General features: G+C 65.7%; 8 protein-coding genes, 1 tRNA gene and 1 pseudogene. 2 read left to right on the top strand and 8 right to left on the bottom strand.

Annotated features, from left to right (window positions below; genetic code table 11):
- The first annotated feature begins 360 nt into the window (after positions 1-360).
- Positions 361-1,191: a DUF433 domain-containing protein gene (locus tag ACFU5M_RS23820; RefSeq protein ID WP_379052721.1), complete on the top strand. Its 831-nt coding sequence runs from the start codon at positions 361-363 to the stop codon at positions 1,189-1,191.
- On the top strand, positions 1,080-1,493 hold the full coding sequence (locus tag ACFU5M_RS23815) for a hypothetical protein (protein ID WP_379052720.1): 414 nt from the start codon (positions 1,080-1,082) through the stop codon (positions 1,491-1,493). The genes ACFU5M_RS23820 and ACFU5M_RS23815 overlap by 112 nt, the downstream gene beginning before the upstream one ends.
- Positions 1,494-1,862: 369 nt before the next feature.
- Here ACFU5M_RS23815 and ACFU5M_RS23810 read toward each other — a convergent pair.
- The 8 genes and pseudogenes from ACFU5M_RS23810 to dnaN all read right to left on the bottom strand — a co-directional run bounded on the left by ACFU5M_RS23810 (position 1,863) and on the right by dnaN (position 12,967).
- Positions 1,863-1,939: transfer RNA gene (locus tag ACFU5M_RS23810), tRNA-Ile, on the bottom strand.
- Positions 1,940-2,092: 153 nt separating this feature from the next.
- Positions 2,093-3,337 carry a DUF3566 domain-containing protein gene (locus tag ACFU5M_RS23805; protein ID WP_379052719.1) on the bottom strand — a complete coding sequence of 415 codons (1,245 nt, stop codon included), beginning with the start codon at positions 3,335-3,337 and terminating at the stop codon, positions 2,093-2,095.
- Positions 3,338-3,375: 38 nt separating this feature from the next.
- A complete protein-coding gene (gene gyrA / locus ACFU5M_RS23800) occupies positions 3,376-5,895 on the bottom strand; it encodes a DNA gyrase subunit A (RefSeq protein ID WP_379052718.1) in 2,520 nt (839 codons plus the stop codon).
- 52 nt (positions 5,896-5,947) lie between these two features.
- Positions 5,948-7,993, bottom strand: a complete 2,046-nt coding sequence (gyrB, locus tag ACFU5M_RS23795) for a DNA topoisomerase (ATP-hydrolyzing) subunit B (protein WP_379052716.1) — start codon at positions 7,991-7,993, stop codon at positions 5,948-5,950.
- A 298-nt stretch (positions 7,994-8,291) separates the two neighbouring features.
- The gene (locus tag ACFU5M_RS23790; RefSeq protein WP_379052715.1) at positions 8,292-9,203 is read right to left on the bottom strand and encodes an alpha/beta fold hydrolase; all 912 of its coding nucleotides are present in this window, start codon (positions 9,201-9,203) and stop codon (positions 8,292-8,294) included.
- A 134-nt stretch (positions 9,204-9,337) separates the two neighbouring features.
- Positions 9,338-9,907, bottom strand: coding sequence for a DUF721 family protein (locus ACFU5M_RS23785; RefSeq protein WP_379052713.1), 570 nt, complete (start codon positions 9,905-9,907; stop codon positions 9,338-9,340).
- A 456-nt stretch (positions 9,908-10,363) separates the two neighbouring features.
- A pseudogene (gene recF, locus ACFU5M_RS23780) lies at positions 10,364-11,548 on the bottom strand (DNA replication/repair protein RecF); the annotation flags it as partial.
- Positions 11,549-11,791: 243 nt separating this feature from the next.
- Positions 11,792-12,967, bottom strand: coding sequence for a DNA polymerase III subunit beta (gene dnaN, locus ACFU5M_RS23775; protein WP_379052711.1), 1,176 nt, complete (start codon positions 12,965-12,967; stop codon positions 11,792-11,794).
- Positions 12,968-13,065: the final 98 nt, after the last annotated feature.

Genomic DNA, 13,065 nt, shown 5'->3' with positions numbered 1-13,065 from the left:
TGCGGACTCCGATCGAGTACGAAATGATGCAACCGTCCATCCAACCCGTGGCCTGAAGTCCAGCATCTCGACTCCACGAAACCGGGGGAACATCAAGCCCTCCAAGGAAGCGGGGGAACCTCAGATACTCGTCGAGGTGATCGAGAGCCAGACGCAGGGCCTTCAACGAAAATCCGGCCAACCACGCTCTGGACCTACGCCATCGAACCCCGCAGGTTCTTCAGTCACGGTGCGTTGGTGGCAACACGGTCCGGGCTGGCTGTGCGATCGAGATACCGCAACTCTTCTAAGTGGTCACGTCGATATCTCCTCGCTCGATCCTGCTGGCGCGCCGCAGACTTTCTGGCAGTATCTTGAGCTATGGGGACAATCGCCGATCTACAGGACAGACCGGTGTACGGCCTGAGCCAGGTCGACCGCATCCTCGGCCTAAACTCTGGCACTGCTCGCCGATGGATCGATGGTTACCGGCGCGGCACGAAATCCTACCCACCCGTAGTACGGCCCGAGCCGACCGGTGACGACCTCGTGACCTGGGGCGAGTTCGTGGAGACCCGACTGTTGTCGGAGTATCGCGAAGCTGGCGTTCCCCTTTTCAAGATGCGTCCCGTTGTCGAGATGCTGCGCGCTGAACTCGACACGAAGTACCCACTCGCATCGGCACGGACATGGCTCGATGTCGACAGTCGGGAAATCGTGCGTCGAGCCCAGGAAGCCACCAAACTCGACAAAAGGCTGCCGCTGGTCGAGGTGGTCCGGACCGGACAGACCATGCTGGAGTGGACTGCCCCCGCGCAGGAGTTCGCCGATTCGGCCATCTGGAGTGACCAGAGCCCAGACGCGGTTCTCATCAGTCTTCGACCGCTCCCCGAGGTACCCCAAGTCCTGGTCGACCCTCGACGCAGCTTCGGTGAGCCATCCGTCCGCGGCGTGCGCACCGACATCATCGGTGAACTGATCCGAGCGGGTGACCCGCCCGAGATGATCGCCGAGATGTACGAACTCGAACCAGAACTCGTCAACGCTGCTGTGCGGTATGAGCTGCTGCGTGTTCCGCAGGCAAGCTGGTCGTCTGAAATATGGCCGCTGTTGCTGGGCAGATCCGGTTCTATGTCGATGAAAGCGCCCTCGGTCTCGGCAAAGCACTCGCGTTCGCACGCAAAGACACGATCCACGTCGGCCACCCGCTGATCCTCCCCCAATGCTCACTCGGCGTACTGGACCCGGATTGGATCCCCGAGGCAGCGGCCCGCGGACTGATCGTCATCTGCAGGGACAAGCGAATCCGGACAAAGCCGGGAGAGCTGCTTGAGATGAAGAAGGCCGGACTCCGCACATTCTGCCTCGGTGGCAAGAGAGACCAGTCGACCTGGGACTGGCTAACTCGCGTCGTGCGACTGTGGGACCAGATTGAGGAGATCGTCCGCACCCGACCAGAGGGGCGGTGGTTCTACCTGATCAATCAGAATGACCTTACCGAGTTGATCGTGTAGCCCTTCGCAAAATCACTCATGGTCGACGCAGAAAGGAGCCCCTGCCGACGACACGGGCCCTTCCCTGTCAGCAACGAAGAACAGTCGTAGATCAGCGGGAAGTTGAGCGCGAGCGATTGAAGCCAAGTGCTAAGCGCACACCGTAGTCGACCAGCGAGGTATCCACATCTGCATGTAGAGTCTCGATTTGATCACACGATGGGGTCGGAGGACCGGCACCTCCGACCCCATCGGGGTGAAGGGCAGGTAGGAAAGCCAGCCGGCCTGTGGTCGCCGATTTCTGGTGACAATGTCACCAGAAAATTAGGACAAAAAAGACATCTGGCCTACAAGAAACAGCATTCTAGCTGGTGTTATAGCTAAATCACATGGTGGGCCTAGGAGGACTTGAACCTCCGACCTCTTCGTTATCAGCGAAGCGCTCTAACCGCCTGAGCTATAGGCCCGTAGTGGTGTTGTTCGCGGGAACAACAACGTGTAGAGACTACACAACAGTTCTCCGATGAACCAAAACGGCTGGTAGAAGACTTATGGCCAATGGAAACGGCCGGCACCCGTCCTATGGTGGCGGGTACCGGCCGTCCGGAACGCTGGACTTGTCAGTCGGGGTCGGCCAGGGTGACCTGGATACCGCCGACGAGATCGCAGCACTGGTTGTAGATGAACGTGCCGACGGTGCCGAGCGCGGTGAACAGCACGACGTTGATCAGGCCGATCACGCCCGCGTAGCCGAACACGGTGCCCGCGTCGATCAGTCCCACCGAGCCGCTGTCCTGGGACACCATGTCGGTGAACGTGTTGTTCAGCCGCTCCCACACGCCCATGCCCTCGAGCACGATGTAGAGCAGGCCGACCGCGAGCATCCACACGAAGAACATGGCCACGCTGATGACCAGTGAGATCTTCAGCGTCGACCAGGGATCGATGCGGCGGATCTGCACGGTGGCCCGCAGCGGCTCCCCGGAGGCGACCGCGGCGACCGCGACCGGAACCGCGGGTGACACCGGCCCGGCCTGCGGAGCGCCTGCCTCGTTCGGCGGCAGCGGATGCCGGATCTCGGACAGGTCGGGCATGTCCTTGATCAGTTCCGGGCGCGCGATGCTGCGGGTGGGCCCGTCGATGCCGACCGACTTCACCATGGCCGCTTCTTTGCGCGCCGCCTTGGCCGCCAGGTCGGCGGTAGTGCGAGCGTTGGACGTGCCGCCGCCGAGACCGCCGCCCGAGTTCGGGCGTCCGGTGACCGGCGCCTGGCCGGGACGGTACAGGTTGGACTGCGGCTCGCGCTGCGGCAGCTGCGCCCACCCATCCTGGTACGGCGACTGCTGTCCGCCGTTGGTGGCGGCGCCGACCGGTTGCTTGTCCTCGCTCTCGGGCGCGGACTGCGGGGCCTGGTTGTTCATCCGCGCCGTCTTCTGGTCGTAACGGTCCTGGCCGTCGCCGCCGGGCGCCTGGTCCGGTGCGCCCTGCTGCGGCGCGAAATCACCCTGCTGGTCGCGGATCTCGTGCGGCTGAGCGTTCGGCTGGTTGCCACCGGGCTGGCTGCCCGGCTGCCCACCCGGATGCCCGCCGGACTGCGGCCCGTTCGGGTGGCCCGGGTGACCACCCGGCTGCGGGCCACCGAGGTGACCGCCGGGCTGGCCGGCGCCGGGGTGACCGCCCGGCTGACCGCCACCGGGGTGACCGCCCGGCTGACCGCCGCTCTGCTGGCCGCCACCGGGCTGACCGTTCTCGGCCGAGGCGACCGGCCGTGGGATCGGCCGCGGCGGGATCGGTGACGGTGCGATCCGCTCGGTCACACCGTTCGTCTGGTGCCGCTCGTCATTCGGCTGATTCGGAGTGGTCAATGGGAATCCTTGGTCCGTTCGTTGCCGCCGCTGTTGGGTTACTTCTCGGAGGAGTCGGTGTCGCCGCCACCGGAGACCTGGTCGGGATCGGGCTCGTCGGCATTGCGCGCGATCGCAAGCAAAGTATCGCCCACCGCGAGGTTCATCAATCGCACGCCCTTGGTCTGTCGTCCAGCCTTGCGAACCTGCTTCGCCGCCGTCCGGATCACGCCGCCACTGGAGGTGATCGCGTACAACTCGTCGTCGTCGTCGACGATGAGTGCCCCGACCAGGGTGCCACGTTTCACGTCGAACTGGATGGTCAATACGCCTTTACCGCCGCGGCCCTGCGCGGTGTACTCCTCGATCGCGGTCCGCTTGGCGTAGCCACCGGACGTGGCGACCAGCAGATACGTGCCGTCGCGAACCACATTGAGCGACAACAGTTCGTCGCTCTCGTTGAACCGCATGCCCTGCACGCCGGAGGTCGCGCGCCCCATCGGACGCAGCGCCTCGTCGGTGGCCGAGAAGCGGATCGACTGGCCGAGCGCGGAAACCAGAAGCAGGTCGTCGTCGGCCGAGCAGAGCACCACACCGACCAATTCGTCCTCGTCACGCAGATTCACCGCGACGATGCCGCCGCTGCGGTTGGAGTCGAAGTCGGTCAGTTTCGACTTCTTCACCAGGCCGTTTCTGGTGGCGAGCACCAGATATGGCGCGTCGTCGTAGGACTTGATCTGGATGATCTGAGCGATCTTCTCGTCCGGCTGGAAGGCCAGCAGGTTCGCCACGTGCTGGCCGCGCGCGGTGCGGTTGGCCTCGGGCAGCTCGTAGGCCTTGGCCCGGTAGACCCGGCCCTTGTTCGTGAAGAACAGCAGCCAGTCGTGTGTCGAGGTGACGAAGAAGTGCTTGACGATGTCGTCCTGCTTGAGACCCGCGCCCTGCACGCCCTTGCCGCCGCGCTTCTGGCTGCGGTAGAGGTCGGTCCTGGTGCGCTTGGCGTAGCCGGTCTCGGTGATCGTGACGACCACGTCCTCGCGAGCGATCAGATCCTCGTCGGCCACGTCGCCGTCGGCGGCGATGATCCTGGTGCGCCGATCATCGCCGTATTTCTCGACGATCTCGGCCAGTTCGTCGCGGACGATGGCGCGCTGGCGCTCCGGCTTCTCGAGAATGTCCTTCAAGTCGGCGATCTCGGCCTCGATCTTGGCCAGCTCGTCGACGATCTTCTGTCGCTCCAGGGCCGAGAGGCGACGCAGCTGCATGTCGAGGATCGCCGTCGCCTGGATCTCATCGATCTCCAGCAGCTCCATCAGGCCGAGCCGGGCGGTATCGGTGTTGGCCGAACGCCGGATCAAGGCGATGACCTCGTCCAGCGCATCGAGCGCCTTGACCAGGCCGCGCAGGATGTGGGCCCGCTCCTCTGCCTTGCGCAGCAAGTAGCGGGTTCGCCGGACGATGACGTTCAACTGGTGCTCGACGTAGAACCGGATCATCTGGTCGAGTCGCAGCGTCCGCGGCACACCGTCGACGATCGAGAGCATGTTCGCGCCGAAGCTCGTCTGCAGCTGGGTGTGCTTGTAGAGGTTGTTCAGCACCACCTTGGCGACGGCATCGCGCTTCACCGTCACCACGATCCGCATGCCCACGCGGTCCGAGGACTCGTCGTGGATATCGGAGATGCCCGCGATCTTGCCGTCCTTCACCTGCTCGGCGATCGAGTTGATGAAGTTGTCGGTGTTGACCTGATACGGGAGCTCGGTGATGACGATCGTCGTCCGGCCCCGGTTGTCCTCTTCGATCTCGACGACGCCGCGCATCCGGATCGAGCCGCGGCCGGTCGTGTAGGCGTCGTGGATACCCTGGCCACCGACGATCAGTCCGTGCGTCGGGAAGTCCGGACCCTTGACGCGCTCCATGCACGCCGCCAGCGTGGCTTCCTCGTCGGCGTCGTGATTATCCAGCGCCCAATAGATCGCGTCGGCGAGCTCGTTCAGGTTGTGCGGCGGGATGTTGGTCGCCATGCCGACCGCGATGCCGTTGCTGCCGTTCATCAGCAGGTTCGGCACCCGGCTCGGGAGCACCACGGGTTCTTGCGAACGGCCGTCGTAGTTGGGCGTGAAATCGACCGTCTCATGGTCGATCTCACGCAGCAGTTCCATCGCGAGCGGGGTCAGGCGGCACTCGGTGTACCGCATCGCGGCGGCGCCGTCGTTACCCCGGGAACCGAAGTTGCCCTGACCGTCGACGAGCGGATACCGCAGCGACCACGGCTGGGCCATCCGGACCAGGGTGTCGTAGATCGACGCGTCGCCGTGCGGGTGGTAGTTACCCATGGTCTCGGCGACCGGGCGTGCGGACTTCACGTAACCGCGGTCGGGACGGTAGCCGTTGTCGTGCATCGCGTAGAGCACGCGCCGATGCACCGGCTTGAGGCCGTCGCGCACATCGGGCAGCGCACGGCCGACGATCACGCTCATCGCGTAATCGATATAGCTGCTCTGCATTTCGTTCTGGATATCGACCGGTTCTATACGGTCGCCCGCACCGCCGTTCGGGGGCAGCGTGGTCTCGGTCATGCGGTCTCCTTACCGGGCATGGCGTGCACAGGGCTGTGTGAACTCACGCCGGCTATACGTCGAGGAAGCGAACGTCCTTGGCATTGCGGGTGATGAAGCTGCGACGCGCCTCGACGTCCTCGCCCATCAGGACAGAGAACAGTTCGTCGGCGGCAGCCGCGTCGTCGAGCGTCACTTGACGAAGCACCCGCACCGCGGGATCCATGGTGGTCTCCCACAGCTCCTTGGCGTTCATCTCACCGAGGCCCTTGTAGCGCTGCACGCCGTCGTCTTTGTTGATCTTCTTTCCCGCTGCGAGCCCTGCTTCGAGCAGACCGTCACGCTCGCGATCGGAATAGGCGAACTCCGGATCGCTGCGCTGCCACTTGAGCTTGTAGAGCGGCGGCTGCGCCAGGTACACGTGCCCGTGCTCCACCAGCGGGCGCATGAAACGGAACAGCAGCGTGAGCAGCAGGGTCGAGATGTGCTGGCCGTCCACGTCGGCGTCGGCCATCAGCACGATCTTGTGATAGCGCAGCTTGCTGATGTCGAATTCGTCGTGGATACCCGTGCCGAACGCGGTGATGATCGACTGGACCTCGTTGTTCTTGAGAACCTTGTCGATACGCGCCTTCTCGACATTGATGATCTTGCCGCGCAGCGGCAGGATCGCCTGGTACATCGAGTCGCGGCCGGACTTCGCCGAGCCGCCCGCGGAGTCACCCTCGACGATGTAGATCTCGGACTTGCTCGGATCCTTGGAACGGCAGTCGGCCAGCTTGCCGGGCAGACCGCCCAGGTCGGTGGCGGACTTGCGCCGCACCAGCTCACGCGCCTTGCGGGCGGCGACGCGGGCCTGCGCCGAGGAGACCGCCTTGTTGACGATGGTCTTCGCGTCGGCCGGGTTCGCCTCGAACCAGTGCGTGAGGTGCTCGTTGCAGGTGCGCTGCACGAACGACTTCACCTCGGTGTTGCCGAGCTTGGTCTTGGTCTGGCCCTCGAACTGCGGCTCGCCGACCTTGACGCTCACGATGGCGGCCAAGCCCTCGCGGATGTCGTCGCCGGTGAGGTTGCCGTCCTTCTCCTTGATCAGCCTCTTGTCCTTGGCGTACTTGTTGACCACCGTGGTCAGCGCCGCCCGGAAGCCCTCTTCGTGCGTGCCGCCCTCGTGAGTGTTGATCGTGTTGGCGAAGGTGTGCACAGACTCGGAGTAACCCGAGTTCCACTGCATCGCGACCTCGAGCTCATGGCCCGTGCCTTTGCCGGTGAACCCGACAACCGAGTTGTGAATCGGCTGCTTGGTGCGGTTGATGTGGCGGACGAAGTCTTCCAGACCACCGGGGTAGTGGTAGGTCCGGGTCTTCACCTTGTGCTCGGCGGGGGCGGCGCCCTCCTCGGCGTGCTTGGGCGCCTCGGCGGTTTCGCTGACCACCTCGTCGGTCACGTCGGACTCGCTGACGCGCTCGTCGGTGAGCTTGATGGTCAGTCCCTTGTTCAGGAACGCCATCTCCTGCAGCCTGCGGGCCACCGTCTCGAAGTTGTAGGTGGTGGTCTCGAAGACTTCCGGATCCGCCCAGAAGCGGATGGTGGTGCCGGTCTTCTTGGTCGCCTCACCCTGAATCAGCTTGCCGGGGGTGGCGTCCTTGTAGGTCTGGCTCCAGTGGTAACCGTCGTGGTCGATCTCGGCTTCCAGCCGGCTCGACAGCGCGTTGACCACGGAGATACCGACGCCGTGCAGACCACCGGACACCGCATAGGAATCCGAGTCGAACTTGCCGCCCGCGTGCAGCTGGGTCATGACGACCTCGATGGTCGGTATGCCTTGGGCGTGCATCGCCACGGGAATGCCGCGGCCGTCGTCGACCACTTCGACGCCGCCGTCGGCCAGCAGCGTGACCTCGACCTTCGTCGCGTACCCGGCCATCGCCTCGTCGACGGAGTTGTCGACCACCTCCCAGATCAGGTGGTGCAGACCACGCTCGCCGGTGGAGCCGATGTACATGCCCGGACGCTTGCGAACCGCCTCGAGCCCCTCGAGAACCTTGATGGAGGAGGCACCGTAGTCCTGCTTCCCGGTCGCTCTGGTCGAACCCGATGCGGTGGAGTCTTTGGCAGCCACTGGTCGGTAGCTCTCCTTACTTGCTGATCCCGGCATAGAGCGATCGGACAGCACGCGTGGAGCCCTGGTCATTTCGTTCGAGATCAGGTTCCACGCGCGGACTGTACGGAACGCGCCGAAGGTATCGCCGCTAGTTACGTCACCATCCTACTGGTACGCCCAACTTACAACCCACTTCCGACACCCCTCACAGCGCCGTGGATGCGAGAAATCGGATTGCGGCGACTCGGTTCCGCCTTCCCATGGTTTTGATCCATCAGAAGTGGGCTGAGATGCGTTGGCAGGTGACGCCCCCGGATCAGCGCGGGGCGTCGATCCCGGCGATGAACGCGACGGTGTGGCGCGCCAGCTCCGCGGGGTGGGTGATCGGCGACCAGTGTCGCGCCGGGATCTCGACCCGAGTGAGACGCGGCACCCACCGGTCGGCCTCGGCGTTCGCCACTGGTCGCACGGCGCGGTCGCGAGTGGCGACGATCAGCTGAACGGGCACCTCGATCGGACGAGGCCGCGGATGACGCAGGCGGGTGCGGATGTTCGCACGGTAGAGCTTCAGACTGTTGAGCATATCGGTGCGCAGCGTCGGTGCCGTCTCCACCAGTGCGGGGTCCAGTCCGTCGAAGAAGGCGAGGAAACGCGGCCAGCGGCCGGAGAGCACCCGCAGCACGGGATTTGGCAACTTGGGTATCTGGAAGGCGACGGTATAGGCCGAGGCCACGGCTTGGGCAACGGCGCCGCGCAGCCGTGCCGGGGTGAGCGGACCACGCAGATAGGCGCCGAGGAAGTCCAGATTGGGGCCGGACACCGAGGTGAAGGATGCGATCACCGACGCGGCGTCCGCGGCGGCGGCCGCTTCCCAACCGATCACCGACCCCCAGTCGTGTCCGAGGACGTGCACCCGTTCGCCGGGTGCGACCGCGTCGATGACCGCACGGACATCCGCAGCGAGTTCTTCGATCCGGTAGTCCTCGACCGCTGTCGGCGCCGAGCTGCTGCCCGCGCCCCGATTGTCGAAGGCGATCACGCGATGACGGCCGCCGAGCAGAGCCGCTACCCGGCTCCAGAGCAGGTGGGTATCGGGCCAACCGTGGATCAGCAGGACCGGCACACCGTCGGGGTTGCCACATTCGTAGACCGCGAGTTCGACGCCCTCCCGGCGAACCGTCCGGGTCGCGGTCGCCGGAAAAGGACCGACCGCCGTGGTGATCGTCATCGAGATTCCTTCTGCCCAAACGGTTCCGATCCGACGCCGCAGGCTTCCCGGGGCGACGTCGAGCCGGGGCGTTCCACGTGAAACGCCGCTTCAGGATAAACGTAACACCAAGTATCAGATACTGCTCGCGATGGTCATCCGTAGGTGTCGCGCGGTCCACGACCTCTGATATGGCGTTCGCCCTTACGCCAACTCGGCGCGGCAGGCCCCGAGATCTTCACAGAGGTCACCACGCCCTGACCCACCGCGGCATTGATCTTCGCCAAGATCTGGCTCTGCAGCATTCGCAGCTGCGTCGCCCACGCCGTCGACTCGGCGGAGATACTCAGCACGCCGTCCTTCAGCGTGATGGGCGTGGCGTGCGCCGCGATGTCCTCGCCCACCACTCCCGACCAGCGGCCGAAAACCATGCCCTCGGCCACCTTGTTCGACCACCCGCGGTTCTTGGCGATCGAGCCGGCCAGCTTGGACAGCGGCTGTGGATCGCGGTCGTCGGGGCCGGCGCCGGACCATCCCGTGCGCCTGCGGGCGCCCGGCCGCAGCCTGCGCTGGGGCGAGGAACGCCCCTGACCGACTGCCTTGCCACTCGCCCGTGCCGCTGCGCGCGCTTCTTCGAGGGCGCGCCGGGCCAGGTCGATGCCGCGCAGCTCGGGTTCCGCTCCTGCGGATTCGGCGGATCCAGGCTCCGGGGGCTGATCGCTCATCGCCCTGCTCCCTCCGCGACCAATAGTTTGTCCCCAGTTTCGATCAAGTTGTCCCCAGCCGTTGCCCAAGGTTGCCGGTGCCGGGAATCGTGCGCAAGGCTCGCCCAGGAACTCCGGCCTACGACCTGTCCCCCGCCCAGAACACCGAATTCCTGGACAAGTTCGGGCGCTTGCTCAGCTGTTGCTGCACCGAGTCCAATGGAAGCGGTCAACCCTCACCGGGCGAGTTTTCCACAGGTGTTGGGAAATCGGTCTCGAGTGTGGAGAACTCGATCGGTCGCACCGACGACTGGTCACTGTAGTGGACCGGGGCGGAGGATGTGGAGGCTGGGATCACCGGTCCACTCCCGCTGTGGATGATCACGGTGCCCGCGACTCCGTCGAACCGGGGACCGGATCACGTTCGCTCTCGGTCGTGGGGTGTGTGGCGTCGTCGTTCTTCCGTTCGCCGCCGAGATCTTCGCGCTCCGATGGGTTCTCCGCGACGATCTGCGAGGTACGGCCATCGGGACCGCCTGCGGTTTCCACCCGCAGCGGCACGGCGGCGAGTTCGGCGGGCACGTCTTCCGCCACGGCCGCCGTGATCAGCACCTGCTCCGCGCCGGCCGCGACGGCCGCCAGTGCGGCACGGCGACTGCGGTCGAGTTCGGCGAACACGTCATCGAGCAGCAGCACCGGCTCGGCGCCGGTGGCGCGCAGCAGTTCGAACGCGCCCAACCGCAGAGCCAAGGCGAACGACCAGGACTCGCCGTGGCTGGCGAACCCCTTGGCGGGAGAATCCCCCAGCATCAAGTCCAGTTCGTCGCGATGCGGGCCCACCAGGCACACTCCGCGCTCCAGCTCCTTCGGTCGCGCGGCGGCGAGTGCGCGCAGCATGATCCCCTCCAGCTCCTCCTGGTCCTCCTGGCGCGGTGCCCTGGCCGGGTCGAGGAACTCCGGGGGCAGCGCGGCGCTGCGATAGGCGATCGCCGCGGGCCGCGACTCCGGGGCGATAGATGCGTAGGACCGGGCCAGATACGGCGCGAGATCGTGGACCAAGCGCAGCCGCTGATCGAGCAGGACGGACGCATGCGCGGCGAGGTGCCCGTCCCACACGTCGAGCGTGCTCAGATCAGCATTCGACCGAGCGTGCCGCCCAGCGGTTTTCAGCAGTGCCGAACGCTGGCGCAGAACCCGGTCGTAGTCGCTGCGGACCGCGGCCAGTCTGGGGAGGCGAGTTGTGCACAACTCGTCCATGAATCGCCTGCGCTCCCCTGGGTCGCCGCGCACCAGCGCGAGATCCTCCGGCGCGAACAACACCGTCTGCAGAATCCCCAGGATCTCCCGCGTCCGGCGGACCGGTGAGCGGTTGATCTGCCCTCGATTGGCACTGCCCTGGTTCAGCTCCACATCGATGCGGAGCTCGCGGCCGGTGTTGACCACCGTGGCGCCGATCCGGGCCCGCTCGGTTCCGGTACGGATCAACGGAGCCTCCGAGGCGACCCGATGCGACCCGAGCGTGGCCAGGTAGCCGATCGCTTCCAACAGGTTTGTCTTGCCGTTGCCGTTCGATCCCAAGAAAACGGTTCGACCTGGGGATAATTCGAGTTCCGCATACTCCCACGAGCGGAAGTCACGCAGCGACAGAGTTCGCACGAACATCCGCTATCGCGCCCCTGCCTGGGCCGAAGCGGACATTCCCGCCGATCGGTACATCGTCGCAGCGCCGGAAGGATGCCCTACGATGCGCCGCAGCCTTGTGGAACACCTGTGGATAAAGTGCGCCCCCAGTTGCGCGGGAACCGATTCCTGCGACGTCGCTGGGGAGTTTCCAGCGGCCGAACCGTGCGTCCGCGCTGGACCGCGCGGCGCGGATCCGTACGGAACCAGGTCATGCACAGGGGATCAGCCCGGCAGCCGGACCGGCATCAGCAGATAGATGTACGGGCTCGACAACGCTGCGAACGTTCCGGAGTCGAGCACCTCGGGTTCTTCGTCGGACGCGGGCAGCAGCACCGCAGGCCTGCTCGGAGTGGTAAAGCCGAAGGTGACCCGCTCGGCGTGCAGGGCGGACAAGCCGTCGATGAGATACCCGGGGTTGAACGCGATGGTGAGCGATTCGCCGCGGAAATCGGCCTCCAGCCACTCCTCGGCCCGGCCCGCGTCGTCACCGCCCGCGGACAGCAACAGGCCGTCGGCGGAGAATTCCAGCCGCACCTGCGCCCCGCGTTCGGCGACCAGCGCGACGCGCTTGATCGCCTCGGTCAGCGCGGCGACGGCGAGGGTGGCGATCGAGGTGTGCTCTTTGGGGAGCAACTGGCGGAACTTGGGGAATTCCGCGTCGAGCAGGCGGGTGGTGGTCCGGCGGCCCGCGTTCACGATGCCGAGCAGGCCGTCCGACCCCGCACCGGTGCCCAGGGACAGCTGGACGGGCGCGTCGGAGGGTCCGAGCGTCTTGGCGGCCTCCGACAGCGTCCTGGCCGGGATGAGTACCGAAGTCTCGATGTCGGCGCGCGCGGGCTGCCATTCGATGTGCCGGACGGCGAGGCGGAACCGGTCGGTGGCCGCGAGAACGACCTGCGATCCCTCGATCTCGACCCGGATACCGGTGAGCATGGGCAGGGTGTCGTCGCGGCCCGCGGCGACGGCGACCTGACCGACGGCCTCCGCGAAGACATCCACACTCAGTTCACCGGTCTGCTGGGGCACCTCGGGCAACTGGGGATAATCCTCGACCGGCATGGTCGGCAGGGAGAACTTCGCGCTGCCACAGGTGATCAGCACGCGGGTGCCGTCCACGGAGACGTCGACGGGCTTGTTGGACAGCGCCTTGGTGATGTCGGCCAGCAGACGACCGGAGACGAGCACTTGGCCAGGGCCCGCGACCTCGGCCGCGACCCGCACCTGCGCGGAGACCTCGTAGTCGAAGCCGGAGACGGTCAGCCCGTCCTCGTCCGCGACCAGCAGCACACCGCCCAGTACCGGAACCGGAGGCCGGGACGGAAGGCTGCGCGCCACCCAGGCGACGGACTCGGCGAAATCCTCGCGGGCGACCCGAAACTTCATGCTTGCAAGCTCCATCGCCCGATCTGTCCTCTCCCGGTTCCGTGATCTGTTGTCGGCTCGTCAGTGTCGGTGCTCGAAAGGGTCTTGCCGAATCGGCCGCCTTCGCAGTCTGG

The organism is Nocardia sp. NPDC057455, from assembly GCF_042802775.1.
In the GTDB taxonomy this organism is placed as follows: Bacteria; Actinomycetota; Actinomycetes; order Mycobacteriales; family Mycobacteriaceae; genus Nocardia.
Note: the sequence above shows the minus strand (reverse complement) of the source record. Positions and strands in the feature narration are given on the sequence as shown.